Below are 26,946 nucleotides of genomic sequence, written 5' to 3' on the forward strand. Positions count from 1 at the left end.
GGGTACAGATTGCTCGCGGGGCCACGCGGCCAATATCCACTTTTCGCAGTACTATCCAGTTTCCGCAACGACTTGATCGGTTGATGGAGAAGCCCCCTGTGACGCATCTCCAGACCGACGACCTCGAAGAGGTGCAATCCGTCGTTGCCGGCATCTACTGCGCACATTCAATAATGACCTTGGGTGGTGCCCGTGCGGACGCCGCTGGATTGGACCTGATCCGGCGGGCACCGCAGCCGGTCGTCAAATTGCATTACGGACGCTCGGTCCGCATTGATGCCGGGACCTTCCCGCGCCTCATGCTGATGCAGACGTGCCTCGATGGTGGCGGCGCTGTGGAACAGGGCTCGCTCCGTGCCGAATTGCGACGCGGCCAGACCGTTCCGTTGTCGCCAGGACTCGCGACGCGGCTGGCGTTCGATAGCCGCTTCGCGCAGCAATCAGTTCGTCTCGACATCGAGCGGGTTGAAGCGCTATGCAGTTCCTGGTTGAACGTGCCAGCGCTTGATCGCCCGTTACGGTTCGACTTGAATCCTTTCTCTGCGGCACTGGAACAAGCCTGGGGCCAGGCCGTTGGTTTGATCGTGAGCTACGCGCGCAGCGGTTTGCTGCTTCCCGCATCGGCGATCGCCAACCTGGACGAATTCATCATCTCGCTGGTGCTCTCCCAGCATCCGCACAACTACAGTGACGACTTGCGTCGCCCGCAGAAAGGGCTTCCACCGCGATTGGTTCGCGAGGCGGAGCGTTTGATGCGCGACGGAGAACTCCATCAGACACCAAGCAAGATAGCCGCGGAGCTTGGCGTCAGCCTGCGCACCCTGGAGCTGGGATTTCGCGCCGTGCATGATTGCTCGCCGAGTGAATTCCTTAGAAGGGTGCGCGTCGGTAAGGCGCGTGAAACCTTGCTCGCACCGAAGGCTACGACATCGGTGACCGAGGTCGCACTTGCTAACGGCTTTCTGCATCTTGCAAGGTTCAGCGCCTATTACCGGGAAGTATTCGGCGAGTCACCAGTCCACACGTTGCGCCGTAGTCAGCCCAGAGGAACGCTTGCGATGGCTGTCGGGTGAGGGACAACCTGATACTACGGGGCCGTCAGTCATGGCCCCGAGTGCCTACCGTTGGTTACCTGCATCGTGGGGTTTACGGACCCAGGTGCAGTTCCTTGTCGAAAGCATCGTCGACGTCGCAATAGTTGGCGCGGGCTTTGGTCGAGCGCGTGGCACGAAAGTAGAACGCCGGGTGGCCGGGAACGCCTTCTTCGTTTTCAGTTAGCTCGTAGTAATCGAAATGCACAGGCGCGTCGTCGGCATAGCTTTGTCCAAATTCGCGATTGGCGATGATCAGCAAGGCAGGTTGGCTCTTGCCGCCAGAGAGCAAGCGGATGTCGTGCAGCACGCAGTCCGCGCCACCGCTGATGGTGACGCCGTACCGTTCGTTCTCTTCACCCTTCTGCTTCTCGAACACTGGTAGGAGGCTCCAGGCCTCCTTGCCATCGTCGCCCTTATCTCGCAGATAAAAGGTGGCGAGGGTGAAGCCGTGCGCATTGAAGTTCTCGCGCGAGGCGAGCACCACCGTGACGTCATGGTTCTGCAGTCGCACCTTGTTGGGGCCGTTGATCAGCGGAATCGCTTTGTAACCCGCCAGTTCATCGGCATACGCGACACCGCCGCCGGCCATGGCGAACGAGATCATCACCGCACCGAATATCCTCAGAGCGTTATGCATGAACTTAGCCGCCCTCGCCGCAGCCGACGTCGGCTGCGCCCATATGGTCGAAGCCGATAAGCGTTACCGCGGTTTGTCCTTGCGTGGGGTATTGGACATCGGTGTCCATGATGTTTTGCGGCCACGCGTGTGCTTTCTGCTCTGCGATGCTCAACTTGCTGGCGGCTGCACGGGGCAGATGGAACGCTTGGCGTACCTGCGCTTCGCTCCAGGTACCTTTCAGCGTGATGCTCACGGCCTGCAGATTGCCGTGCTCCCAACTCAGAACGACACGTGTCGCGAGCGGGTGTACATCCGTGGCGAGACGGTCGGGGAATTCGGGGCCTTCGTAATAAGCATCCGGCGTCTTGCAGATATCGCCGCGATTCTGATAACCCTTCAATGCACAATTGAAGCGAGTATCGCGGTAACCCAGCGTCTTCTCAGTGAAGCAGCCGTAATCCGCCGGCGACATGCGAAGCCACGAACGAACGTCGATGCGTGGCGCTGCAAGTGCGGCGTCCACCGTGGTCTGCGCCGTGGCCATGGAGGACACGGCTAAAAGCCCAAAGGCAATCCATTTCTTCACGATCTTCCCTGAAGCGTCGAAGGAGGGGGGAGGGCGCTATGGTAGGGGAGTCGGGACAGCGGCGATATCAGTCACTTGATTTGCCGTGAGCGTCTAGCCAGGGCGCAAGGGATACAAACCATATGTTGTCGCTACCGTTGTCCCACGACTGCATGCGAGTGATGTCCGCTTGGGCTTGTTCCAGCGTTCGCGGGTAGTGCACGGGTAGGGATCGGGTGCTGCTGAAATACAGCGTGCGGTGATCGGGACCCAGGTGCGATCCCCAAGGGCCTTTCAGGTTGATGGTCTTGCCAAGATCTACTGGTTTGCCCCAACCATCGCCATCGCGGAATGCGATGTAGAGGCGATCTGGGTCATCTTTGCCACCAAAGTTTGCGTCGAACACGATAAAGGATTCGTCCGGCGCTACGGCGGGGTCGAGCTTGTGCGCCGATGCATCGCCCAACATCACGGGTACGGGAGGTAGGTAAGTGCCATTGCGGTACTGCGAGCGGAACAGACGGAAGTCGTCATCCTTGTCTGGGCGCTGGAAGTACACGCTGCCATCCGTGACCACGGCGGGCGCATAGGTACGCGAACTACTGTTCACCGCTTCGGGCAAAAGCACTGGCTGGCTCCAGCTATCGCCTTTGCGGTCGACGCGCCATAGATGTCCGCCAGAGCCTGATCGCACTTTGCCATCGGCCGTCACGGCGTCGAGCGCTCTGTCGCCTTCATGGTCGGGGCGATTGGAAGAAAAGATCAGAAAGCTGCCGTCTGGTGCCATCGCGGGGTCATGGTCGAGCCATTGCCCCGAGAACGGTGCCACCGTCGGCGAACTCCAGGCGCCATTCACGCGATGCGACACCATGATGGCCGCATTGGGCCAGTTGATGCGATCGAAGAAGACGGTGTCGCCATCGGGAGTGAACGCCGCGGAGTCCTCGTTGGCTGGACCCGATATCACACCAGGCGCAAACACTTGGGGCGTGGCGGGTATGGCCGACTGTGCACATACGCCCGTCACCAGGACGGCTGTGCAACATAGGATGGGCAACCAACGGGGCACACGCTTCATGTAACCGATCCTTTTGCGGATGGGAACGAAAGGACGCACTTCCGAGGAGTGCCATTCTTGCGCCCGATGCCGGCCAAAAGGACGTGCTTTAAGTCATGCGGCGGAGCAGTGATGAGATCCAGCTGTGAATGCCGACCCGCTGTTTGGACGTCCGTTACGACGCCTTGTGCTCGCGAGCCAGCATTAGCGATCGATGTCAGGCTATGGACGAATGGATTTCAAATGAGATAGATTCTCATTTAGATGGCGCCCTCTTAGCTCTCCCTGGGGCGTCCTGTTTCACTTCGGCCGCCAGCTCGGGCAGCAATTCGCCTTCTTTGCCAGCTAGCCGCGTGACTACCACGCTTGGCAAAGGAATGATTTCACATGCTGCGTTTTACCCCGCTGGCCGCCGTTATCGGTGCCCTGTTGTCCCTGCCTGTCTTCGCCGCGGAGCCGGCTGCGCTCGCGCCTGATGCGAAGTCCGCCACTGATCTGCCGGCCCTGCAGGTCACGGCGCTTGCGCCGACCATCGAACTCAACACGCCGGGTACCGTCTCGGTGATCGATCGGGTGCAGATGGACCGCCATCTGACGCTGACCATCCGCGACCTGGTGAAGTACGAGCCGGGCGTTTCGGTGATCGGCACGGCCGGCCGTTTCGGCCTGGATAGCTTCAATATCCGAGGCCTGTCGGGTAACCGTACACGCATCGAGATCGACGGCGTGTCCATGCCGGCATCGTTCGGTGCGAATGTGGCCGGCGGCAGTTTCCGTGCGGGGCGAAACTTCATTGACCTCGACAACGTCAAGCAAGTGGACATCGTGCGCGGTCCGGCGTCGGTGCTCTATCCCTCCGATGCGCTGGGTGGTGTGGTGAGCCTGAGGACAAAGGATCCCGCCGACTACCTGCGCAACGACGGCAAAAACTACATCGCGGTGAAGGAGCAGTACGACAGCACCGATCGCAGCCTGTCGACCACGGCCACTCTCGCTGGCGGTGATGCGCGCAACGGCGTGCTGTTCGTGGCTAACCATCGTGAGGGCAACGAGACCAGCAACATGGGTGATGTCGGCGGCACGGGCACCACGCGCACGCGTCCCGACCCGATGACGTATCAATTGGATAGCTTCCTCGGCAAGTACGTGCACACGGCTGATAGTGGCCGTACCGATCGCGTCACTGTGGACGGTTCGCAGACGCGCACGCGCACCGATTCTTTGTCCAGCGTGACGGGTAGTACGAGCTTCTACCGCTCGCAGGACGAGGACATGCGCTTTCGTGCAAGCGTGGGGCAATGGTTCCCACGGCTCGACAGCGTGATGGCCGATACGCTGGATTGGAACGCGTACTGGCAGAAGAGCCGCACCCGAACCAACACCCAGACGGATACGGCGACCGTGCTGCGCTTCTACGAGAACCTGCCGCTGCAGGAGAAGGTGGCGGGCGGAAAGATTGTGGCTGTGAAGTCGTTGGGTGAAGGCTCGGCGGTGAGCCAGTCCATCAGCTACGGCGCCGAGCTGTCGCGTACCGATGCGGAATCCAGCGTCGACGGTTATGGGGTGAACAAGAAAACCGGCGCGACCGGCAAGACGAAAGCCTTCCTGCCGGGCAACTATCCCCTGCACCTGATTCCTTCCAGTGAAACCGATCGCTACTCGATCTTCGGCCAGGATGAAATTGGCCTGATGGATGGACGGTTGTTGCTTACGCCCGCCGTGCGCGTGGATCGTTACGAGTACAAGCCAGACGCCGATGCGCTCTATTCGGCCTACAACCCCGGTTACGTGCCCCAAAATTACGAGAAGACCCATGCGTCACCGAAGTTCGGTGCGCTGTGGCGCTTCAATGACACGTTGAGTGCGTACTTCAACTATGCACAAGGTTTCCGTCCGCCGCTTTACAGCGAGATTGCCGGTGCATGGAACGAGCAGCCGTTCCCTGGCTTCAACATTGCCTTCCTTCCCAACGCCAACCTGAAGGCGGAAACAAGTCGTGGCTTCGAGCTCGGTTTGCGCGGCAAGGGCGAGGCCGGCTGGTTCAATGTTGCCGCGTACTACAACCGTTATCGCAACTTCATCTGGTCGGGCTACCAGCTTCCCGCATCGCAGGTGCCTGGTTGGGTGCAGGTCATGCCTGGGATGAACTTCTACTACCAGGCGGTGAATGCACCCAAGGCTTTTATCAAGGGCGCCGAAGCGAGCGGCGCGCTGCGCCTTGCGCAGTTCAGCGATGCGCTGGAGGGCTGGACGCTCAGGGGCAATGCTTCCATTGCCACGGGCCGCCTGATTGAACCGGGTGACACGGGCTACAGCCCGCTCAACACCGTGGACCCCGCCAAGCTGGTGCTTGGTGTGAGTTACGACGCCACGCAATGGGGCGTGGAGCTGATCGGTACCGGCGTGCGGCGTCATACCGCGCTCGACAACCCGGCGGACTTCCGTCCCGGCGGCTACGCCACCTTCGACTTGTACGCGCACTACACGCCCATCGAAAACCTGGAGCTCTTTGCCGGCGTGAGCAACCTGGGCAATCGCAAGTATTGGGATTGGGGCAACTTGAACGGCGGCACCTTGGGCAACCTGGTGACCGGTAACGGCCTCAACGACTCCGGCACCGGTGGCGTTCCTGCCGATCGCCTCACCATGCCCGGTCGCACCTTCAGCGTCGCCGCCAAGATCGCCTTCTGAGAGGAGCGTCGTCATGCTCGATAACACATCTTCCCCTGCATCCGCCTTGTCTATTCCCGAACTGTTGGACGCCTCGCGCCGCTTGCGCGAGCGGGAGCCTGGCCTGCGCGCACGTGATCTCGCCGATCGCCTCGGCGTGAGCGAGGCCGAGCTGGTCGCCAGCCGTTGTGGCGATGGCGTCACGCGACTGGAAGGCCCGTGGGCGCCATTGATCGAAGCGTTGCCAATGCTGGGGCACGTCATGGTGCTCACCCGCAACGACAGTTGCGTGCATGAAAAGAAAGGTCGCTTCGACCACATCGAGATCGGCGGTGTGATGGGCGTCGTATTGGACGAGGCCATCGACCTGCGGATCTTCCTGAAGCATTGGGTGTTTGGCTTCGCCGTGCGCGAGAACTCACGCGGACGGCTATTGCAGAGCCTGCAGTTCTTCGACGCCGACGGACGCGCGGTGCACAAGGTCTACCTGACCGAACACAGCCATCACGACGTGTGGTCGGGGCTGGTCGGCCGCTTCGCCGCCGCAGTGCAATCGCCGCTTCTGGCCATCCACCCGGTGGACGATCCGCTGCCGTGGAAGGTCGAGGACGACGAAGTGGACGTAGTGGGTCTGCGTGAACGCTGGCGTCGCTTACGCGATCCGCATGACTTCTTTGCCATGCTCAAGAAGCACCAAGTGACGCGCACGCAGGCATTGCGTCTGGCAGGACGCGAGTTCGCGCGCCAGGTAAACAGCGACGCGATCCGCACTCTACTCGAGTCAGCCGCCGCTACCGGTTTGCCCATCATGGTGTTCGTGGGTTCGCCAGGCGTGGTGCAGATCCATACGGGGCCCGTGACCAACATCAAAGTGATGGGTCTATGGATCAACGTATTGGACGATGACTTCAACCTGCACTTGCGGGAAGACCACATCACCGAAAGCTGGGTCGTGCGCAAGCCGACGCCCGAGGGCCATGTGACATCGCTTGAACTTTACGATGCGCGCGGCGGGCAGATCGTGCAGCTCTTCGGCAAACGCAAGCCAGGGATACCTGAACTGGAAGCGTGGCGCGCGCTGGCCGAAAGCTTGGCGGATCGGGAGGCCGGTCATGCATAACCATCGCCTGCGTGTGCTGGGAATCTGCCTGCTGGGCTGCATGGCATGGGTTGTTCATGCGGGCGATGCGCCGGTGCGCGTCGTTGCCCTGGGTGGCGACATTACCGAAATCGTCTATGCGCTCGATGCGCAAAATCAGCTCGTGGGTGTAGACAGCACCAGCCTTTGGCCCGAAGCCGCGACCAAGCTGCCTGACGTGGGGTACGTCAGGCAGCTCGCGGCGGAGGGCATTTTATCGCTGCACCCACAACTCATCCTTGCGACGCACGATGCAGGCCCAGCCACGGTGGTGACGCAACTGCACGATGTCGGCGTGCGTATCGTCAGCATGCCTGTGACACGCACACCGGAGACGGTGGTCGCCAAGGTGAAACAGGTGGGCGCCGCACTTGATCGCGAATCTGCTGCGAATGCGCTCGCCGCGAAGCTGCAGGCCCGATATGCCGATCTATTCAAGGCGGTGGCCGCCATGCCGCGGCATCCACGGGTGGTGTTCCTTATGTCGGCTGGCGAGGGAAGCCCCAAGGCGGCGGGAAAGGACACGGCAGCGGACAGTGCCATCACCCTCGCGGGTGGCGTGAATGCGGGCCAGGACTTCACCGGCTACAAGGCAGTGTCGCCCGAGGCGCTGGCAAAGCTCGCTCCCGACGTCATCCTGTTGATGCGTGAACGCGAGAATGATGTCGGCGGCGTCGATGGCGTGCTCAAGCTGCCGGGCATTGCCATGACGCCGGCCGGCCGCGCGCGGCGCATCGTGTTCGTCGACGGCCAGGCATTGTTGGGCTTCGGTCCTCGTAATGCGGAGCACGAGCAGGCGTTGCAGCGCACGCTGGTCGCCGTGCAGCCATGAACGCCGTGACCGCGGAACATCCCCGGCTTCGTCGCGCGAGCGGCTTCCCGGTGACAGCCTTGGCGGCATTGCTGTTCGTTGCGGCCATCATCGGCATGGCGAGCGGTGCGATGCCGCTTGGCGCCGGCGAAGTGGTGGGCGCGTTGTGGCGCTGGCTGACCGGCCAGGCCATGCAAGCCGACGACGCCGTGGTGCTGATGTTGCGCCTGCCGCGCGTGCTGATGGCGGCACTCGTTGGCGCGGCCCTGGCCTGTAGCGGTGCCACCATGCAGGGCTTGTTTCGCAATCCGTTGGTGGAGCCGGGGTTGGTAGGCGTATCCGCCGGTGCGGCCTTAGGCGCCATTGGCATGATCGTGCTGGGTGGCGGTGTGCTCAGCGTGTTACCGAGGGTGCTTGCATCGTTTGGTGTGGCGACCGCCGGCTTTGTCGGTGGGCTGGCGGCGACGGCGGTGGTCTATCTGATTGGCAGTCGCCGCCCGGGCGTGGCGACTTTGCTTCTGGCGGGTGTGGCGATCAACGCGATCGCGATGGCGGGAGTGGGCGCTCTCACGTTTGTCGCCAACGAGCACCAGTTGCGCGACCTGAGTTTCTGGACGCTCGGCAGCCTCGGTGGCACGGATTGGTCGCGCTTCTTTGCCGTTGCTCCGCTCATGGTGTTGCCCCTGTGTCTGCTGCCTCGCCATGCGCGGGCTCTCAATGCCTTGTTACTTGGCGAGCAGGAGGCAGCGCTGCTGGGGTTTCATCCCGAACGCCTGCGGCGACAACTGATCGTGTGGGCGGCGCTGGCCACCAGCGCCGCCGTTGCCATGTGCGGTGTTATCGGTTTCGTCGGCCTGTTGGTGCCCCACGTAGTGCGCATGGCGTGGGGACCGGATCATCGGTTGCTGCTGCCCGCTTCTGCCTTGATAGGGGCATCCCTGCTGATCGGCGCGGATGCGGTAGCGCGTGTCGTGGTGGCGCCCGCCGAACTTCCTATTGGCGTCATCACGGCCTTGCTGGGTGGGCCGTTCTTCCTCTGGTTGCTGTTGCGCCTGCGCATCGGAGAATCGACATGAACATCGCCCTCGATTGGCACACTGCATCCGCCGCGACAACGAGTCACGCGCTGGAGGCCATCGACGTGCACCTGAGCTACGGCAGTCGCCGTGTGCTGCAGGGCATCCATCTGCGCGCGCAGCCGGGTCGGCTGTTAGCCCTGATCGGTCCCAACGGTGCGGGTAAGAGCAGCCTGCTCGCCGTGATGGCCGGGTTGCGTCGGCCATCACTGGGTGACATGCACCTGGATGGTCGTCCTGTGCATGCGTGGCCACCGCATGAACTGGCCAGGCATCGCGCCATGCTGTCCCAGCGAGTGCAGTTGGGCTTCGCCTTCCGCGTGGAGGAAGTGGTGATGCTGGGACGGAGCCCGCACGGCGTCATGTCGACACGTGAGGCGGATCTGCGCATCGTCGATGCCGCCATGCAAGCCACGCGTGTGCTGCATCTGCGCGAGCGTAGCTATCTGGCGCTATCCGGCGGCGAACAGCAGCGCGTGCAACTTGCCCGCGTGCTGGCGCAGATCTGGGACTGCCAGCATGCGCCGGGCTGGCTGCTGCTGGACGAGCCCGAGGCCGGGCTGGATATCGCGCATCAGCACGACATGTTGCTGCATGCGCAGACGCTGGCACGGCAAGGCTTTGGTGTGGTCGTCGTGCTGCACGATCTCAATCTCGCCGCGCGCTACGCGGACGACATCGCGTTGCTCGCGCAAGGGCGGTTGATTCGCCATGGAGAGCCGGCGCACGCATTGGATGCCGACGTGCTCTCTCGCATCTATGGCATGCCACTGCAACGTTCGCTGGATGACGAGGGTCGATGGCTTGTCCATCCGGCACGGCGAAGCGCTTGATACCACCCATAAAAAAAGCCCCGCGCGGTGGCGGGGCTTTTTGTGTGAACAGCTGCAGTTCAGTACGCGAACTCGCGGAACACTGGATCGACACTGCCGTTCCACGGGCCGTTGAACAGTTCGAGTTTGCGTTCGGCCGGGGTCTGGTTGGCTTCCACGATCTCGATCAACGGCTCTAGGAAGATGCTCTCGTCCGCGCCGCTGTTGTTGAGGCGCGCACGGCGTTTCAGGCCATGGCTGGCGATCTTCAGCGTTTCCGCAGCCAGCTCCCGCACGGCGTGCGTGCGGAACGGAAGCTTCAGTGCTTGGCGCGGCACGCCGTCGCGCAGGGCCTGGCGCTCTTCACGGGTGAAATCCTTCACCAGATCCCATGCAGCGGTTAGTGCGTCGTCGTCGTAGAGCAGGCCTACCCACAGCGCGGGCAGGGCACACAGGCGGTTCCACGGGCCACCGTCCGCGCCGCGCATTTCCAGGTACTGCTTGAGGCGCACTTCCGGGAAGGCAGTGGTGAGGTGGTCGGCCCAGTCCTTCATGGTGGCGCGTACGCCTGGGACAGCCGGCAGTTCACCCGCCATGAAGCGTTTGAAGTCCTGCCCGGAAAGGTCGATGTACTGGCCGTTCTGGTAGCTGAAGTACATCGGCACGTTGAGCATGTAGTCGACGTAACGCTCGTAACCAAAACTATCTTCGAACACGAAGTCGAGCATGCCCGTACGGTTGGGGTCGGTGTCTTCCCATACGTGCGAGCGATACGACTGGTAGCCGTTTGGACGTCCGTCTGTGAACGGCGAGTCCGCGAACAAGGCCGTGGCGATGGGCTGGAGCGCGAGGCTGGTGCGGAACTTGCGCACCATGTCTGCTTCGCTGTCGAAATCCAGGTTCACCTGCACGGTGCAGGTGCGCGTCATCATGTCCAGGCCGAGATTGCCGACCTTGGGCATGTACTCGCGCATGATCTTGTAGCGGCCCTTGGGCATCCACGGCATTTCTTCGCGGCGCCACTTGGGCTGGAAGCCCATGCCCAGGAAGCCCATGCCGAGACCCTCGGCGATGGAGCGCACTTCGGTCAGGTGGCTGTTGACCTCGCGGCAGGTCTCGTGGATCGACTCCAGCGGTGCGCCGGAAAGCTCCAACTGGCCGGCCGGCTCCAGCGTGATGGAGGCCTTGTCGCGTGACAGCGCGACCGGGGTGTCGCCTTCGCGGGCAATCTCCCAGCCATAGCGCGAGGCCAGTGACTCCAGCAGCACGCGGATACCGCGGTCGCCCTCGAAGGTGGGCGGGCGCAGGGTATCGGTGAGGAAGCCGAACTTTTCGTGCTCGGTGCCGATGCGCCAGGCATCGCGCGGCTTTTCCCCGGCGGCCAGGTACTCGACGAGCTGCTGACGGCTGCCGATCGGGGTGCTCTTCACGGCACTGGGTATGGACACAGGGGAGACTCCTTCCAGGGGTGCCACCACTCTTGGGGCGAGGCATCCTAATTCAAAGTGCCGATTATCCGAACTTTTGAAGTTAGGGCGCCCTGACCAGGATCAGCGCACCCTAGGCGGTCGTCGGGAAATCGATGCGCATCCGGGCGCCGCGCCCGGACGTGCCGTCGAGGATACTCAAACGGGCGCCGTGCACACGTGCCACTTCGTCCACGATGGCCAGGCCCAGGCCGCAGCCGTCCGAGCCGTCGCTGGTGCTCCGCACGCTGCGATAGAAGCGCTCGCGCACCTTCTGGCGCTCTGCGACGGGAATGCCGACGCCGCTGTCGTCCACCTCCAGGAAGGGGTGGTTGTCCGCGATGCCGCAACGGATGGTGATGTTGCCGCCGTTGGGCGTGTGGCGAATGGCGTTGTCGATAAGGTTGTTGAGTACCTCGTGCAGAAGCCAGTACACGCCCGTGACATGCACTGGCTGGCTGTCCGCCCCAAGGTCGATGCCGTGGGCGATGGCGCGGTCGAGGGAGCTGTCGATGACCTCGCCGATCAGGTGCGTCAAGTCCACGGCGGTGAAGTGGCTCGCGCGATGGGCCGAAGGCTCGGCGCGCGCCAGCGTGAGCAGCTGATTGGCGGTATGGGCCAGGCGGTCGACGCCGCCTTGCAGCAGGCTGATCCGTTCCTGCAGGTTGGTGCCTGCGGTCTCGCGGGACAGGACTTCCAACTGGGCCTTCAGGCCGGTCAGTGGCGTGCGCAACTGGTGCGCGGCATTGGCAAGGAAGTGTTGCTGCGACAGCACCGAATCACGCACGCGCCCCAGCAGGGTATTGAGCGACTCGACCAGCGGCAGCACTTCCGCAGGTACCTCGTCGGTCTGCAGCTGGTTAAGCGCGACGGCGGGGCGGCCTGATATCTGCCGGCTCAGGCGCTGCAGTGGGCGCAGGGCGATGCGGATGCCGATCAACGCAATGATCAGCACCGCGGCCATCTGCAGGGTGTCGTTGATGAGGAAGGCTACGTCCAGCCGGTGCACGGCTCGGTCGCGACGCGCCGGCGTTTCCGCCACGGTCACAACGAGCGGGTCGCCCGTTTCGTTGGTGCGGTAGCTGGCGAGGCGGAACGGCTGGTTGCGAAAGGTGACGTTGGCGTAGTTGAAGCCGTCCGCTGATTTGTTGTCCGGGGCAACCGGCAACTCGGGCGAGCCGGCCACGGTGGTGCCATCGGGCAGGCTAACGCGGTAGAAGAAATGCTCGTCCGGCATCGCTCGCAATGGCAAGGGCGGGCGGGGCGGCAAGTTGACGTCGAGCTGGCCGTCACCACGGGCATGGATGCGCGCGACGATGGCCAGGGCGGCGCGCGACAACGAGTGGTCGAAGGCGCTGTGGATCGGGCTGACGATGACGTGGTGATCGACCGCTACGCCTGCCACCAACAACAGGAACAGCGGCGCGAGCAGATAGCTCAGCAGCCGCCGGTGGACGCTGGTGGGGCGTTTGCGGTCGGCCATCGTCGAAAGATCAGGCGTCCTCGAGGCGATAACCCAGCCCGCGGATGCCACGTACGGTGGCCGAGCTGCCCAGCTTGCTGCGCAGACGCGAGACGTGCACTTCGATGGCGTTGCCGGAGATGTCTTCGCTCCAGCCGGTGATGGCCTGGGTCAGTCGTTCCTTGCTCACCACGCGACCGCTGTGGTGTGCCAGACACTCCAGGATCGACCATTCGCGACGGGTGAGTTCGAGCACTTCGCCCTTTTCGTTGAGGGCCCGACGCCCGGCCAGGTCGATGCGCAGGCCGCCAATCACGATCTCGTTGGCGGCAGCGGCCGTGGCGCGGCGGATCAGGGCGCGGCAGCGCGCAGCCAGTTCCGGCAGGGCAAACGGCTTGACCAGATAGTCGTCGGCACCCAGATCCAGCGCATTGATGCGGTCGTCCAGGCCATCACGGGCGGTCACGATCAGCAGGGGCAGCGAGCTGCCACTACGGCGCAGGCGGCGCACCAGCGACAGGCCGTCTTCGCCCGGCAGGCCCAGGTCCACAATGGCCAGGTCGTAATGCGTGTCGGACAAGCGCGACGCCACAGATTCGGCGTCACCGACCGCGTCGACCACGTAACCAGACCCGATCAGGCCACGGGAAATGGCATCGGATACGAGAGAATCATCTTCGACGAGCAGGATGCGCATAAGGCACGTCATGGCAATGGTTTGGTCATGCTAACAGGCACGCCTTTCAGCTCGCCGTCGTCGGAACCGTCTGAAAGTGGGGTTGGCGCAAACAAAAAGCGCCTGCCGGGGGCAGGCGCTTTCGCGGGCCGTCACAGGAGAGGCTGAGGCCTCAGTAACGGGGCACGGTCGGGTCGATGTCCCGGGCCCAGGCGTCCATACCGCCTTCAACGTTGAAGACCTTGGTGAAGCCGTGCGCGGCAAAGCGCTCGGCCACACCGCGGCTGGACACGCCGTGGTGGCAGATGAAGGCGATCGGCGCGTCCTTCGGCAGGGCGGCCAGGGTTTCGTAGCCTTCGTCTTCGAGAATACGGGCCTGGGGCAGCGGGGCAGCGGCGGCACGGCCGTGGGCCGGGCGCACGTCGACCAGGGTGATGTCGCCGGCGGCCAGGCGCTCCTTGAGCTGCTGCACGGTCAGTGTGCCGATCTCCTGCGCGCCCGGGAACTTCAGGCTCAGGCCTTCGCCCTGCACGGTGGACACCCAATCGATCACGATGCCCTTGGCGCGCTGGGCGCTGCCCGGGTCGAAATGGACGTCAATGCCGTTGGCCGTTACCACGATGTCGTGGTCGCTGCCCGGCGCGAGCTGGAACCCGGCGCTGTGGTCCGGGCCGATCTCCAGATGCAGGGCCAGGCCCTGGGCGTTGGCGGTGCCCTGACGGATGGCCTCGGCGGCCTTGTCGGTGATGGTGATCTCAGGCGGCGTGCGATCCGGCGCGGCGGCACCGAACAGCTGGTGCAGCTCACCCGAGGCGTACATCTGGCGAATGATGTCGGCGCCACCGACCAATTCGCCGCCCACGTAAAGCTGGGGAATGGTCGGCCAGTCGCCGTAGGCCTTGATGCCCTCGCGGATCTCCGGATCTTCCAGCACGTTGACCGTGTGGTAGTCCGGCAGCAGCTCGTTGAGCGTGTTGGTCGCGGCTGCCGAGAAGCCGCACATCGGCTGCTGGCGGTTACCCTTCATGAACAGCACCACGCGGTGGCTCTGCAGCAGGGATTCAATACGTTCGCGGGTGGCGCTGTCGAGGGACATGGAAGACTCCGGCAAAGAGGGCGGATTGTAACTCTTGGGATATGTCGGCGCTTTGGGGGGGATGCAAGGGGTGGGTGAGGGGGCGCGCCTCAGCGTTTCATCTGTGTCGTCATCCCGGCGTAGGCCGGGATCCAGAGCCTCGGTATAAGGTTTTAGCGATACGGCGACCTGGCTCGCCTGCCGCGGGCTTCCGAACTGCTGCCGCAGTCCGGGTTACTTTTCTTTGCTTGCCCAAAGAAAAGTAACCCAAAGAAAGGGCACCCCCACTTGGCGCTGGCCGGTGAAGCCGGCCAGTTCGTGAGGGGTGGCCGGGCTTTTCGACAGGGCCTCCTGCCCTGGCGAAAAGGAATCGGCATCCATGCCGATCCCCCTGCGGGCCTGATCGTCCACCCCTCACCGCCGCACAGGGGGCCCGGTAGATCAAAGGCGGCAAGCACGCGGCTCGTGCAGCAAAGCTGCACATCGCCGATGCGGAGAGGACTTGAAGCGGGTTTCGCTTTCCGATCGCTGGGGCTAGATAAAGCGCGCGCTACGCTTCCCGACCGATGTGGAGCGCTCGCAACCTAACGGCATGACCTTTCTCTTCTGCTTTGACTATGTGCCTTAGAGCAGGAGCGAACCGTTCTGCCGCGATGCGATGTGCAGCTTCGCTGCACGAGCCGTCTACTTACAGCTTTTGATCGTCCAGGGCCCCGTATGAGGCGGCGGGCGGGTGGAGAAAAGGCCCGCAGGGGAATCGGCATGGATGCCGATTCCTTTTCGCCGGGGCAGGAGCCCCGTCGAAAAGCCCGGAACCCGCACGCGTACCTGGAGGGCGAAGCCCGGAAGGCGCTTCATCCGGGGTGCCCTTTCTTTGGGTTACTTTTCTTTACTCCGGGCATCCTGCCCTCCGCCCTTCGGGCCGGCTTCGCCGTTCGCACGCGCTCCTGCGCGTGCGTGGGCAAGCAAAGAAAAGTGACTCGGCCTCCGGCAGGAGGTCGAAACGCCCGCTGCGTAAGCGGCCAGATCCCGGTAACGCGACAATCAAACACCGAAGCTCTGGATGACCAGCCATTCGGCTGTTGAAAAGCGCCTCCGGCCCTTGCCCCTTCTCGGGGTGCGCCGAGATGACGATTCCATCGAAATGCTGAGGCTAGGTTGACCCCTCACCCCAACCCTCTCCCCGGAGGGGAGAGGGAGAAAAACGGCGTGCCTCGCGCCCGACTCCCATCATGATTCAACCGGATAAGGCCCATCACTAAACGCGTCCGCGTGATACCCCTTAGACCCAATCTCTCGAGCGAGCGGGCTGCGAATATCCCCACCCGCCTGCAACCGCGCCAACAGCGCGCCAAAGTCATGGCGTGGCGTCCAACCCAATTCATCACGCGCGCGCTGATTCACGTACACACGATCAATGCCCTGCGCCATCTTCCACCCGTGCTGCGCATAGACCGCTTCGTAACCCGGGACGCGCCGACGCACCACCAAGGGTGCGTGTACACGCAGCTCAGCCAGGTCTTCCGGCAGGAACGGTGTGGTGGCGCTGATGATGTAGCGGCGAAAGCCGAGCATGGGGGCGCGGCGTGCGGCGAGCAGGTGGGCGCTCACTACGTCTTCGATGTCGACGCGACGATGGAGGTACTCATTCGCCTTGAGGTTGTCGTCGGTGTAGCGCGCACGCACGGTGCGATCGTCGTCTTCCTCGGGGAAGAAACGCGAGGTGCGCAGCACCATGGTGGACAAGCCCTGGTTGCGCTGGAATAGCTGGCACAGGTCTTCGGCGGCTGACTTGGTGACGCCGTAGATGTTCTTGGGCACAGGTGCCAGGTCTTCGGTGACCCACGCGGCCGGCTCGTTGGTATGCGGTGTGAGCGCGTCGCCGAATACGCTGGTGGTGCTGGTGTAGACGAAGGACTCCACGCCGGTGGCGACGGCTTCCTCCAGCAGGTTCAGCGTGCCGGTGAGATTGACGTCGAGAAAATCCTGCCGGGCGTGCGTGGCGACATGTGGCTTGTGCAGCGTAGCCGGGTGGAACACCGTGGCGGCGCCGGCGATGCAGCGTCGCACGAAGGCGCGGTCGGCGATGGAGCCTACGCGGTGTGTGTAAGGGCCTTCGGCCACGTCCAACCCGATGACCTCGTGACCGGCATCGAGCAGTGTGCGCACCAGCGCCTCGCCCAAATGACCCGAACTGCCCGTGACCAGAATGCGCATGCTCGACCGCAATCGTACCGAAGCCGTAATAGGTTCGATCCTAGCACCGGCTTTCGCTGCAACAACATCACCGGCCCGTTCAAACTTCCGCTTTAAACGTACGGCCCATGGGCTTGCCGGGCCCTACGTAATGGCGGAACAGATAGAACAGCGGCCGGTAGCGCTGCGGGTCGACATGTTGCGTCTCTGGCACGGTGACGTCCTCATGCGCGTGCACGTGGAGCACTTCCAGTTCGAGGATGGCGTAACCGCCCGGGCCGTCGCTCCATGCGTCCAATGGGCGGTCGACATCCAGCAACAGGCGAGCTTCCAGTTGCAGCGGGCATTCCATGATGCGCGGCGGTTTCACCGCAAGGGACGGCGCGGCATGCCAGCCGCCGAGCGCGAACTTGTCCCCTTCATGGCGATAGCCCGTGGCCTGTTTCCAGGGCGGCACGGGCTGGCGACCGGTGGTTGGCGCAATGCGTTCCACGCCGCGATGCATGTCCTCGCCGGCAAGGTTGAGCACGCACTCGCCTTCGCGCCGCAGGTTCGCCAGGCCCTGTCCGCCGCCAGTCAGGCCGATGACGATGCGGTTGGCCAGAGCCCAGGCGGATGACATCGGCGTGATGTTGGTGGAGCCATCCGGGTTGCGCGTGGTGATCAGCACCACCGGCGTACCGAAATAGAGGATGGAAGGGCGGATGATCCGCATGTCGGGGTAGCGATGCATGTCCATGCCGACAGTGTCCCCGGCGTGGTCAGTGAATGTTTCGCTGGTGGTCGAACTATCGCCGCGAAGCACGGCGTTAGACTGCGCGCATGAACGATGCAGTCTCCCCGAGCCGATACCAGCTGGCCGAAATCGGCGCACTGCTCGCCGAGCCAGCTCGCGCAGCCATGTTGCTGGCGTTGATCGATGGCACGTCACGTCCGGCGGGCGAACTGGCGCGAGCAGCGGGCGTGGGCGCGGCGACGGGTAGCGCGCATCTCAAGCGCTTGCTGGAAGGCGGTTTGCTAGCGGTGCACGAGCAGGGTCGCCATCGCTATTACCACTTGGCCAATGACGATGTCGCGGCCTTGATCGAAACGCTCGCCCTGCCGCGCACGCGGCCGGTGCTGCCCGATCCCACTGGTGGCAATCGCGCGTTATGCACAGCGCGGACCTGTTATCGGCATCTCGCCGGGCGACTGGGCGTGGGCTTGTGTGATGCGCTCCTGCAGCGTGGTTACCTGCAGACGGCGAGCGAAGGCATGCGTCTTCTGGAGAGTGGCGTCCAGGCGCTCGCCGACGCCGGACTCGATGCGTCGCGCGTCGAAGCCCTGCTGCCGTTGACGGGGCGGGGATGTCTGGATTGGACGGAGCGGCGCCTGCATCTGGGCGGTCCACTCGGTGTATCGCTGACTGACGCGTTGCTCGATGCGGGTTGGCTCAGGCGTCGGGCGAGCAGTCGTGCGCTGCAACCTAGTGACGATGGCCTGCGGCGCCTGATCGCACTGGGCGTGCCGTGGAAGAGCTAATGTTGAGGACCGTGTCGCGCCACCCTTAGGCGGCGCGACACGCGAATAACATCAAGCCTTCTTGCGCTTGAAGAGCTTGGCGAAGAAGCCACCGACGGCGGCAATCCCGATCACGATGAACTTCTTGAATGCGAGCAGCAATATGCCGAGCTTGGCGAACAGGCCTGCCTTGGCCGCGATGCCGCCCGCCACCAGCGCTGCGATGCCATAGGCAGCGGCCTTATCAGTGCCAGCGTTGTAGTCGGCGTAACGCTCACCCTGATCGAACTCGGCCATGGCCACCACGTCGGGCATGTCCGCGCGCACCTTGTCGAGCTGTTTGATCGGTGCGATGGCGTTGAGCGACAGATAACCCCGGCGACCCAGCACGCGGATGGCGTAGTTGAGCGTCTGGCCGTCATCGCTGCCGTCGGCCTTCTTGAACTTCAGGTCGCGTGCCCAGTACAGCTTGTGCGTGGAGGGATCGTAGCGCGGCGGCTCGGCCCAGCCGACCAGTTCGATGGCGGGATAGCCTTCCTTGAGGCGATCCGCATTGTTGTCCTGCGTGGCCTTCTTCAGGTCTTTGAGCATGTCGTCGTAGTCGATCTTGGCGGCGTCCTTGTCGGACACATAGCCTTCGTCGACGAAGGTGACGACCACGGCCCAGGCGCTGTCGTCCAGCACCGAATGCGCGTCGGTGCTCGGCAGGATCAGGCCCAGCACGCTGTCGTCGGGCGGGTTGTCCCAGGCCTGCGTCAGCACGCGCTGTGCGTCGCTGGCGGACAGGAAGCTATAGCCGTTGGCCAGCTTCAGCGTGGCCTTGGCCTCAGGAATGGTCACGTCGCCCGTCTTTGGGTGCAGTGAGGCGACGAACTCCTCCGCCGTCATCTGGTGTTCGCCCTTGGCGTCGGGCATGGCCGCGACGGGGGCGGCCAGGACAAAGCCGGCCAGCAGGGCCAGCGCCAGCGGTAGCGTTTTGCGAAACATGGAAATCCCCTTGGTATCGTCCGTTGATACGCATCCGTATCGATGCGGCCGCTGTTTCCTAGGATGCAGCGGCGCGGGGATTTTAGTGGGGTTTTGGTTTTCGTGCTTTTACGTTCCCCGGCACACGTTGTACATGCCTCACCGTCATCCCCGCCTTCGCGGGGATGACGGTGGGGGTCACGGCGATTTTGGGGCCGGCGAGCGCTCGAAACTGCCCGCATCACCGGGGAATACCACCGGGCTTTCGTAGCCCTCGGCGGAGACGGCCGAGACGCCGAAGAACCAGTCGTCGATCACCACATCTTTGATCACCGCCTGGTCCACATCGCCCACGGAGCGGCTGTACTGCCACTGCGGTGCGGTGGTGTCACGCCAGTGCACCACGTAGCTAGCGGCACCCGGCACCTTCTTCCAGTGCACGGTGGTGTCGGTGGCGAGTGCACCCTCGGTGCTGACGCCGCTGGGCGGCGCAGGGGCGCGGCTGAGCGCGGCCATGGTCACAGTGTTGAGCGCGGTGACACGGGCGAGGTAACGGAAGTCGACGCCGTCGATGGTGTCACCGTATTTGATGCCCTTCTCAGTGCGCAGATCCTGATGCTGACGGGTGTAATCCTCGTGGCCCTCGGTAACGCGCACGCCGGGGTAGCCCGCTTCGAGGAACGGCACTTGATCACCGCCACGGCTGTAGCGATCGGTGCGATAGACCATGTGCACGCGCAGGTCCGGCAGATAGGTCGAGCCGATCTGCTCCATGTAGCGCGCCACGTTGCGTGAGGGCGAATCCACTTCGCCGCCGTGATAGGCGCGGTACTTCGCCTGCTCCGGCGTCTCGTTGCTCTTGGTGCCTTCGGAGAAGATGCGCACCGTGGTGTTGTCCAGCACGCCGTTCTGGCCGTGGCTGTTGCCCACGATGTCGTTGTTGAGGTCGGCCTGTACCTGCCAGCCCTGCTGCGCGGCGTAGTCGGCCAGTACCTTGCCGCCGTACAGACCCTGTTCCTCGCCAGACAGCGCGGCGAATACCAGGGTGGCATCGTTGTCCTGCTTGGACAGCAGTCGCGCCGCTTCCATCAGCGCGGCCACGCCAGAGGCATCGTCGTTAGCGCCCGGTGCGTCAGACTTGGCGTTCATCACGTCGGTGACGCGCGAATCCAGATGGCCGGTCATCACGATCACGCGCTTGGGATCGGTCTTGCCGCGCTTGATCGCCACCACGTCCATCACTTCCGTCGGCTGCGGGACGCGCTTGCCGGTGAACACCTGCGAGGGCGTGACCACTTCGATACAGCCGCCACATTCCTTGGCGATGGCCTCGAACTGCGATTTCACCCAGCGGCGTGCGGCGCCGATGCCACGCTTGTCGGAGGTGGTGTCAGAGAGCGTATGGCGTGTGCCGAAGCTCACCAGCTTGGCGATGGTCGCATGCAGCTCCGTTTCGCTCGGCGCCGTGGACAATGCGAGCAGCGACGGTTGTGCGCGCGGTTGTACCGGTGCTTCGTCCGCGTAAGCGGTGGAGACGGCGAGGCTGAGTGCCAGCGGCAGCAACAGGGGAACGTAGCGCATCGAAAGCTCCGGGCAAGGTAACGCCCCACTTTACCCCCGCCCGGGCGGGCTCAACCCATGCCGAATGGCAGGGTTAAGGGCTGCGTGGCACCAGGGTGATCTCGAACAGCTTCGGCCAGCGCTTGCCGGTGACAAACAGGCGGTCGCGCTTGGCGTCATAGGCGATGCCGTTGAGCACGTCGTTGCCGGGGTCGGGCAGTGTGCTGACGTCGAACAGGCCGGTCAGGTCAATCCAGCCCGTGACGTGGCCCGTGGTGGGGTCGATGCGGGCGATGCGGTTGGTGAGCCACACGTTGGCGTAGATCTCACCCTTCACCCATTCCAGCTCGTTGAGATTGACCACCGGTCGGCCGTCGTCAGTAACCAAGATGCTGCCGACCGCAGTGAGCGTGTGAGGATCGAGCACGCGCAGCACGGCCGAGCCGTCGCTCATGTAGAGGTGCTTGTCATCGTGCGTCAGCGCCCAGCCTTCGCCGGGATAATTGAAGGTGCGCTGCTGCTTGAAACTGGCCATGTCGTAGACGAAGCCAAGCTGATCCTTCCAGGTCAGCTGCACGATCTGCGAACCCCAATCCACGATCCCTTCGCCGAAATACTGCGACGGCAGATCGTGGCGCTGCACTACCTTGCCGCTCTCCAGCTCCACCTTGCGCACGGTGGAGTCACCAGCCTCGCCTGTGCTCTCGTAGAGATAGCCGTCCTTGTAGAACAGGCCCTCGGTATAGGCCGAGGTATCGTGCGGATAGACCTTCACCACGCGGTAGCCATAGACAGGCGCGGCAGCGTGAGCAGCGGCGGTGGCCGCGAGTGCGCAGAATGCAGCGGCCCAAAAGTGCCAGCGGATCATGTGGGGTTTCCTTGCCGGTCGAAGATCGAGAGCTTAGTGCAGGGGGCGCACGCGGAAGTTGCGTCCCTTGACCTTGCCGGAACGCAGTCGCTCCAACGCCTTGTTCGCGAGATCCCGCCGCAGGGCGACATAAGCGCGCGTGGCGAACACGTCGATCTTGCCGATGTCCTTGGCGTCCAGTCCCGCGTCGCCGGTGAGCGCACCGAGGATATCGCCGGGGCGCAGCTTGTCCTGTCGACCGGCGTCGATGACTAACGTCTTCATCGGCGCCAGGTTGAGCTGTTTGCCGCGCGGCGGCGATACGCGCAGCGGGCGCCACGAAAGCGGCTGGCCGAGCTGCTCCTCGATGTTCATCGCCTTGGGGCGTTCACGCGGTGTGACCAGCGTGATGGCGAGGCCATTCTCGCCCGCGCGCCCGGTGCGGCCCACGCGATGCGTATGTGTATCCGGATCGTGCGCGATGTCGTAGCTCACCACTAGCGGCAGCGAGGCGATGTCCAGGCCGCGCGCGGCGACGTCCGTCGCTACCAGAACGCAGCAGCTGCGGTTGGCGAACTGCACCAGCACCTCGTCGCGGTCGCGCTGCTCCATGTCGCCGTGCAAGGCCAGCGCGGAGAAGCCGCGTCGGTCGAGTTCTTGCGCCACGGCATCCACGTCTTTGCGCATATTGCAGAACACCAGTGCGTGCTGTGTCTGCTCGGTGCTGAGTGTGCCCTTGTCCAGCAACTGCGCGAGCGCGTCGATCTTCTGTGCCGGTTCCACTTCGTGGAAGTGCTGCTCGATGGTGGATTCTTCGTGCGGGGCTTCCACCGTCACTTCCACCGGCTCGCGCTGCAGGCGCTTGCTCACCTGTCGGATTTCTTCCGCATATGTGGCCGAGAACAGCAGCGTCTGGTGGTGTTTCGCGATGCGCCCGACGATGTCGTCGATGGCCTCGCTGAAGCCCATGTCGAGCATGCGGTCGGCTTCGTCCAGCACCAGCACCTTGATACCGCCACCGTGCAGGCTGGCGCGCTTGAGGTGCTCCTGCACGCGGCCGGGCGTACCGACCACGATGTGCGGATCATGCGTGAGCGAGGCGAGCTGCGGGCCCAGTGGCATGCCGCCGCACAGCGTCAGCAGCTTTACGTTAGGTGTATTGGCCGCCAGCTTGCGGATCGCTTTGCTCACCTGGTCGGCCAGCTCACGCGTGGGGCAGAGCACCAACGCCTGCAGGCGGATGGTGTCCACGTCGATCTGCTGCAGCAGGCCCAGCCCGAAGGCGGCCGTCTTGCCGCTACCGGTGCGGGCCTGCGCGATGACATCCCGCCCTTCGAGGATGGGCGGCAGGCTGAGGGCCTGTACCGGGGTCATCTCGGTATAGCCGAGGGTTTCCACGCTGGCGAGGAGCGCGGGCTTGAGCGGGAGCGTGCGGAAATCAGTCATGCGCCATGATCGCATCTACCGGCGACTCATGCGCGGCAAATGCGTGCTCCGTGGCCGCGCGCAGCATAGTTGGGCTGGCATAGCTGCGGTGGAAATGGTCGACCACCGCCATGTAGGCGTGCCCAAACAGGTTCGTGCACTGCACGCGAGTGCCCAGGCTTAGCTCGACCCGGCCCGCGCCACGAATGCGTACGGCGACGCAGGAGCGAAAACGAAGGTGCTTGTCGTCTGCACCCAGAATCACCTGCGCGAAGGTGTCGTCCGCATCGACGCGTTGATCGATCACCGGATAGCGGTTCATGAACCTGGGGCCATCCGCCGTGCCAAGCAGCGATGACACCGGGCAGCCCAGCGACGAGGTGCGCAGACCGAGCGGTTTGACGAGCACGTTGCGGAACGCCATCAGATGGGAGACACCGGGCGGCGGGTTGGCGATGAAGGCGTCGAGCAGGGAGCTGAGCAGCGCGGTGGCACCCAGACCATCAATGCCAGCCTGATCCAGGCCGAGCACGGAGGTATCCTGATGATGGTGGCGTCCCTGCAACTGCTCGTGCAGCAATGAGTCGGCTGGCGGTTCGGGCAACAGCATCACCGCATGTCGGCCACCACGCTGTGCGGCGAAGCCTCCCGCCCGGCGCACGTGTGCCCATGCGCCACGCAGCCTGCCCGCGACGCCCCTGGCAGCGCGACAGAGCAGACTCTGCAGCGAGCCGGCCGGTGCATCGAGCGACAAGGCCATGGTGGGGACGTCCACGTGGCGTAGCGCGCCATCGTCGAGCAGGCGCTGGACGGTGAGCGGGAGCAGCTCCGTCAGCGAGGGAATGGTCGCCTCGTTCGCGCGGATCTGTTGCTGGATATCCGCAGGGAGATCACCACCCAGTTCGTTGGTGTGGCAGGACAGCGCGAATAGCGCGGGATGCCCGGCGCGAGGGCGCAGCGACGCAAACTGGTGCCAGGTATCGCCGCCGAAGCGCACCGTGAACAGGCAATCCGGCGGGATGTCGATGTAGCGCAATCCGCGCAGAAAGCTCATCGGATCGTCGGCAACCTGCGCCGGCGTAGCGTCCGAAAAACGAAGCTGCACGCCGCCGCTGCCGGATATCGCCGTGAACACGCGGTGCCCGGCATGGCGATGGAAGGGGTGTCCCTTCGCCTCCACCGTGAAGCTGTAGAGCGAGGTGGGATCGCCTTTTTCGAAGTCTGCACCGGCCAGCTTGGCCGACGGTTCGTCCATCGCGTCGATGAAGCCGGCGTGCGCCCGCTGGCGCGCCGTTGCACCGGCGACGAGCTGGTCGCCAGAACCGTGGCCCAACTGCGCGATCAACGTCACCTCGATGGGCAGCCCGCCGCTTCGCGATGGGAGGCGAGCGCTGGGGAAAGTGGCGACGGCACGGGCGTGAGACGACATCGGGCAGCTCCTTTGCGAACCCAGCGCCAATCGCCGGGCGGTTACGGCACTACGCGCCGCCCTTGCGAGCCAGCTTGCGCGATTCGCGCTTCAGCGGACCTGCAGTGGGGCAGATTTCGAAAGCGAAGCCAGTCAGCGTGTTGACCAGGCTGTCCTTGTTGAGCCGGTAGAACACGTATTGGCCGCGGCGCTCGCTACTCACCAGCCCCGCGGCTTCCAAGATGGACAGATGCCGGGAGATGGCTGGCGCCGTCATGTCGAAGCGGCTGGCGATGTCGCCGGCCGTCAACTCTTGTGCTGACAGGTACGCCAGGATCTCGCGACGGGGGCGAGAGGCGAGTGCTTCGAAGACTTGATCGACGGCCATCAGCTTTTAAGCAATTAAAGTATTAGTTAAATATCTACGCCGAAAAAGGGCGCGTGTCAAACGCGCCCTTGGCTTCAGCCCTGCATATCTTCCAATTCCACGCCCTTGGTTTCACGCACTGCCTTCAGTACGAAGAACAGCGAAATCAGCGCGAACGCCGCGTACAGGCCGTACGCGAAGGACAGGCCCACTTCGGACAACGCCGGGAAGGTGCTGGTGATGACGAAATTAGCCAGCCACTGCGCGGCGGCAGCCACGGCCAGCGCAATGGCGCGGATGCGGTTGGGGAACATCTCACCCAGTAGCACCCACACCATCGGGCCCCAGCTCAGACCAAAGAACACCACGTAGGCATTGGCGGCGACCAGCGCCACCATATTCCACGGCGCTGGCAGGCTCAGGCCGGCGCCAGTACCCGTGGCCTGCGAGAAGCACCACGCCATCGCGCCCAGCGTGATGGTCATGCCGGCCGAACCGATCACCAGCAGCGGCTTGCGGCCAATGCGGTCCACCAGTGCGATGGCGACCAACGTCACCAGTACGTTCACTACAGACGTGGCGACCGTGATGGAGAACGAATCGCTCTCGCTGAAACCCACTGAGTGCCACAGCGTGGACGAGTAATAGAAGATGACGTTGATACCGACGAACTGCTGGAACACCGACAGCAGAATGCCGATCCACACCACCGGCAGCAGGCCCAGGCGCGGGCCGCGCAGATCCTTGAGCGTAGGACGGTATTCCGAATGCAAGCTGTCTTGGATGTCCTTCACCTTGGCATCCAGCGCCGCATCGCTGTGCATGTTCAGCACTTGGCGCAGCACGTCCTTCGCTTCGGCGAGGCGACCCTTTGCAACCAGATGGCGCGGCGATTCCGGTACGCCAAGCACCAGCGAGCCGTAGATAAGCGCCGGCACCACCGCAACGAGGAACATCCAGCGCCATGCGGCGAGGCCAAACCACAACTTCTCCGCGGCACCGCCGGCCGTGCCAGCGAGCCACGCATCGCTGAGCAGCGCAGCGAAGATGCCCAGCACAATGGCGAGCTGTTGCAGCGAACCCAGTCGACCGCGCACGGCGGCCGGCGAGATCTCCGCGATGTACGTCGGTGCGATCACCGATGCCACGCCCACGCCAATGCCACCCACAAGACGCCAGAAAACAAGACTGCCCACACCAGTGACCAGGCCCGAACCAAGCGCACTCAACGCGAGGAACACTGCGGCCACCTGCATCGCACGAACACGGCCCACACGATCAGCCAGCGGGCCTGCGTACCAGGCACCGGCCGCCGAGCCGAGCAGTGCACATGACACGGCGAAACCAATACGTGCCGCATCCAGCCCGAAATTGCCGCGCACGGCATCGACCGCGCCGTTAACCACCGCGGTATCGAAACCGAACAGGAAACCACCCAGCGCAGCGGCGGCGGCGATGAGCACTACACGCGCAGTGGCGTGCTGCCCAAGATCATCAACGGCGTTCTTCGACGCCGGTGTCGAATTCAAATTCATTGCCTCTCCCCAATTCAGAGTCCGGCGATTCTGCGATGGCTGCGCCGGTTCATCGAAGTGAATACGTATGCACCAGAGTGGCGGGGATGTCGAGGGATGGGCTCGGTTGTAACGGTTTGTGCAGGTGCGTTTGGGGTTTTTGTTGGGTGGTTCTTTGGTTGATTGGGTTTGGGGAGTTTTTTTGGGTGTGTTGATGTTGCGGTGCAGCGGGTTTTCGCCTCGGGGTGTTCTTGGGTGCGGACAGCGAGATGGTGGGTAGAAGCGAGGCGCTGCATTTCTGCTCCCTCGCCCCTTGGGGGGAGGGTTGGGGTGAGGGGTCAATCTAGCCTCATCGTTTCTTCTAAGCCGTCATCCCTGCGAAGGCAGGGATCCAGTGACTTTGCGCTCGGTTGTCGCGTGATCGCGATCTGGCCGCCTACGCGGCGGGCGTTTCGACCTCCTGCCGGAGGCCGAGTCACTTTTCTTTGCTTGCCCAAAGAAAAGTAACCCAAAGAAAGGGCACCCCCACTTGGCGCTGGCCGGCTGCGCCGGCCAGTTCGTGAGGGGTGGCCGGGCTTTTCGACAGGGCTTCCTGCCCTGGCGAAAAGGGATCGGCATCCATGCCGATCCCCCTGCGGGCCT

The 26,946-nt window shown here is 63.7% G+C and carries 24 protein-coding genes; 7 read left to right on the forward strand and 17 right to left on the reverse strand.

Annotated features, from left to right (window positions below; translation table 11 throughout):
- The first annotated feature begins 98 nt into the window (after positions 1 to 98).
- Complete coding sequence (locus tag DyAD56_RS13145) at positions 99 to 1,073, forward strand: AraC family transcriptional regulator (protein WP_158241334.1); 975 nt, start codon at positions 99 to 101, stop codon at positions 1,071 to 1,073.
- Between the two features lie 73 nt (positions 1,074 to 1,146).
- Here DyAD56_RS13145 and DyAD56_RS13150 read toward each other — a convergent pair whose 3' ends face one another.
- The 3 genes from DyAD56_RS13150 to DyAD56_RS13160 form a co-directional block, all read right to left on the reverse strand.
- Positions 1,147 to 1,731 (reverse strand): hypothetical protein, encoded by a 585-nt coding sequence (locus DyAD56_RS13150; RefSeq protein ID WP_146010505.1) that lies wholly within the window; start codon positions 1,729 to 1,731, stop codon positions 1,147 to 1,149.
- Positions 1,732 to 1,735: 4 nt separating this feature from the next.
- Positions 1,736 to 2,299: a hypothetical protein gene (locus tag DyAD56_RS13155; RefSeq protein ID WP_233202412.1), complete on the reverse strand. Its 564-nt coding sequence runs from the start codon at positions 2,297 to 2,299 to the stop codon at positions 1,736 to 1,738.
- A gap of 67 nt (positions 2,300 to 2,366) precedes the next feature.
- Complete coding sequence (locus DyAD56_RS13160) at positions 2,367 to 3,356, reverse strand: PD40 domain-containing protein (protein WP_102303227.1); 990 nt, start codon at positions 3,354 to 3,356, stop codon at positions 2,367 to 2,369.
- A 366-nt stretch (positions 3,357 to 3,722) separates the two neighbouring features.
- Here DyAD56_RS13160 and DyAD56_RS13165 point away from each other — a divergent pair, with 366 nt between their 5' ends.
- From DyAD56_RS13165 to DyAD56_RS13185, 5 genes are read left to right on the forward strand one after another with little or no spacing between them, the layout of a single operon-like run.
- Entirely contained in the window at positions 3,723 to 6,026 is a 2,304-nt protein-coding gene (locus DyAD56_RS13165; RefSeq protein WP_102303228.1) for a TonB-dependent hemoglobin/transferrin/lactoferrin family receptor, read from the forward strand.
- Between the two features lie 13 nt (positions 6,027 to 6,039).
- Positions 6,040 to 7,125 carry a ChuX/HutX family heme-like substrate-binding protein gene (locus DyAD56_RS13170; RefSeq protein ID WP_102303229.1) on the forward strand — a complete coding sequence of 362 codons (1,086 nt, stop codon included), beginning with the start codon at positions 6,040 to 6,042 and terminating at the stop codon, positions 7,123 to 7,125.
- Positions 7,118 to 7,975, forward strand: a complete 858-nt coding sequence (locus DyAD56_RS13175) for a hemin ABC transporter substrate-binding protein (protein WP_158241335.1) — start codon at positions 7,118 to 7,120, stop codon at positions 7,973 to 7,975. The genes DyAD56_RS13170 and DyAD56_RS13175 overlap by 8 nt, the downstream gene beginning before the upstream one ends.
- A complete protein-coding gene (locus DyAD56_RS13180) occupies positions 7,972 to 9,030 on the forward strand; it encodes an iron ABC transporter permease (RefSeq protein ID WP_102303231.1) in 1,059 nt (352 codons plus the stop codon). Before DyAD56_RS13175 ends, DyAD56_RS13180 begins: the two co-directional genes overlap by 4 nt.
- Positions 9,027 to 9,863, forward strand: a complete 837-nt coding sequence (locus DyAD56_RS13185) for a heme ABC transporter ATP-binding protein (RefSeq protein WP_102303232.1) — start codon at positions 9,027 to 9,029, stop codon at positions 9,861 to 9,863. Before DyAD56_RS13180 ends, DyAD56_RS13185 begins: the two co-directional genes overlap by 4 nt.
- A 59-nt stretch (positions 9,864 to 9,922) precedes the next feature.
- Here the strand turns inward: DyAD56_RS13185 and DyAD56_RS13190 are convergent, their stop codons facing one another.
- From DyAD56_RS13190 to DyAD56_RS13215, 7 genes are all read right to left on the reverse strand, one after another.
- Positions 9,923 to 11,290: a glutamate--cysteine ligase gene (locus DyAD56_RS13190; RefSeq protein WP_102303233.1), complete on the reverse strand. Its 1,368-nt coding sequence runs from the start codon at positions 11,288 to 11,290 to the stop codon at positions 9,923 to 9,925.
- Positions 11,291 to 11,402: 112 nt separating this feature from the next.
- Positions 11,403 to 12,791: a sensor histidine kinase gene (locus tag DyAD56_RS13195; protein WP_102303234.1), complete on the reverse strand. Its 1,389-nt coding sequence runs from the start codon at positions 12,789 to 12,791 to the stop codon at positions 11,403 to 11,405.
- A gap of 10 nt (positions 12,792 to 12,801) precedes the next feature.
- A complete protein-coding gene (locus DyAD56_RS13200) occupies positions 12,802 to 13,467 on the reverse strand; it encodes a response regulator (RefSeq protein WP_102303235.1) in 666 nt (221 codons plus the stop codon).
- 151 nt (positions 13,468 to 13,618) lie between these two features.
- Positions 13,619 to 14,542 carry a Grx4 family monothiol glutaredoxin gene (grxD, locus tag DyAD56_RS13205; protein WP_102303236.1) on the reverse strand — a complete coding sequence of 308 codons (924 nt, stop codon included), beginning with the start codon at positions 14,540 to 14,542 and terminating at the stop codon, positions 13,619 to 13,621.
- A 213-nt stretch (positions 14,543 to 14,755) separates the two neighbouring features.
- Complete coding sequence (locus tag DyAD56_RS23915) at positions 14,756 to 14,902, reverse strand: hypothetical protein (RefSeq protein ID WP_158241336.1); 147 nt, start codon at positions 14,900 to 14,902, stop codon at positions 14,756 to 14,758.
- 849 nt (positions 14,903 to 15,751) lie between these two features.
- The gene (locus DyAD56_RS13210) at positions 15,752 to 16,738 is read right to left on the reverse strand and encodes an NAD(P)-dependent oxidoreductase (RefSeq protein WP_102303237.1); all 987 of its coding nucleotides are present in this window, start codon (positions 16,736 to 16,738) and stop codon (positions 15,752 to 15,754) included.
- A gap of 79 nt (positions 16,739 to 16,817) precedes the next feature.
- Positions 16,818 to 17,456, reverse strand: a complete 639-nt coding sequence (locus tag DyAD56_RS13215) for a flavin reductase family protein (protein WP_102303248.1) — start codon at positions 17,454 to 17,456, stop codon at positions 16,818 to 16,820.
- Positions 17,457 to 17,539: 83 nt separating this feature from the next.
- Between DyAD56_RS13215 and DyAD56_RS13220 the strand changes: the two genes are divergently transcribed.
- Positions 17,540 to 18,238 (forward strand): helix-turn-helix transcriptional regulator, encoded by a 699-nt coding sequence (locus DyAD56_RS13220; RefSeq protein ID WP_102303238.1) that lies wholly within the window; start codon positions 17,540 to 17,542, stop codon positions 18,236 to 18,238.
- A gap of 51 nt (positions 18,239 to 18,289) precedes the next feature.
- Here the strand turns inward: DyAD56_RS13220 and DyAD56_RS13225 are convergent, their stop codons facing one another.
- The 7 genes from DyAD56_RS13225 to DyAD56_RS13255 form a co-directional block, all read right to left on the reverse strand.
- Positions 18,290 to 19,204 (reverse strand): DUF2167 domain-containing protein, encoded by a 915-nt coding sequence (locus DyAD56_RS13225; protein WP_102303239.1) that lies wholly within the window; start codon positions 19,202 to 19,204, stop codon positions 18,290 to 18,292.
- Positions 19,205 to 19,381: 177 nt separating this feature from the next.
- Positions 19,382 to 20,764, reverse strand: coding sequence for a M28 family metallopeptidase (locus DyAD56_RS13230; protein WP_102303240.1), 1,383 nt, complete (start codon positions 20,762 to 20,764; stop codon positions 19,382 to 19,384).
- A 73-nt stretch (positions 20,765 to 20,837) separates the two neighbouring features.
- Positions 20,838 to 21,611, reverse strand: coding sequence for a glutaminyl-peptide cyclotransferase (locus DyAD56_RS13235; protein ID WP_102303241.1), 774 nt, complete (start codon positions 21,609 to 21,611; stop codon positions 20,838 to 20,840).
- Between the two features lie 33 nt (positions 21,612 to 21,644).
- Positions 21,645 to 23,036, reverse strand: coding sequence for an ATP-dependent RNA helicase DbpA (dbpA, locus tag DyAD56_RS13240; protein ID WP_102303242.1), 1,392 nt, complete (start codon positions 23,034 to 23,036; stop codon positions 21,645 to 21,647).
- Positions 23,029 to 24,444 carry a DUF2867 domain-containing protein gene (locus DyAD56_RS13245; protein ID WP_102303243.1) on the reverse strand — a complete coding sequence of 472 codons (1,416 nt, stop codon included), beginning with the start codon at positions 24,442 to 24,444 and terminating at the stop codon, positions 23,029 to 23,031. The genes dbpA and DyAD56_RS13245 overlap by 8 nt, the downstream gene beginning before the upstream one ends.
- Positions 24,445 to 24,493: 49 nt before the next feature.
- A complete protein-coding gene (locus DyAD56_RS13250) occupies positions 24,494 to 24,811 on the reverse strand; it encodes a metalloregulator ArsR/SmtB family transcription factor (protein ID WP_102303244.1) in 318 nt (105 codons plus the stop codon).
- A gap of 74 nt (positions 24,812 to 24,885) precedes the next feature.
- The gene (locus DyAD56_RS13255; protein WP_102303245.1) at positions 24,886 to 26,325 is read right to left on the reverse strand and encodes a sugar porter family MFS transporter; all 1,440 of its coding nucleotides are present in this window, start codon (positions 26,323 to 26,325) and stop codon (positions 24,886 to 24,888) included.
- Positions 26,326 to 26,946: the final 621 nt, after the last annotated feature.

The sequence above is a fragment of the Dyella sp. AD56 genome, assembly GCF_002878475.1.
Classification (GTDB): Bacteria; Pseudomonadota; Gammaproteobacteria; order Xanthomonadales; family Rhodanobacteraceae; genus Dyella.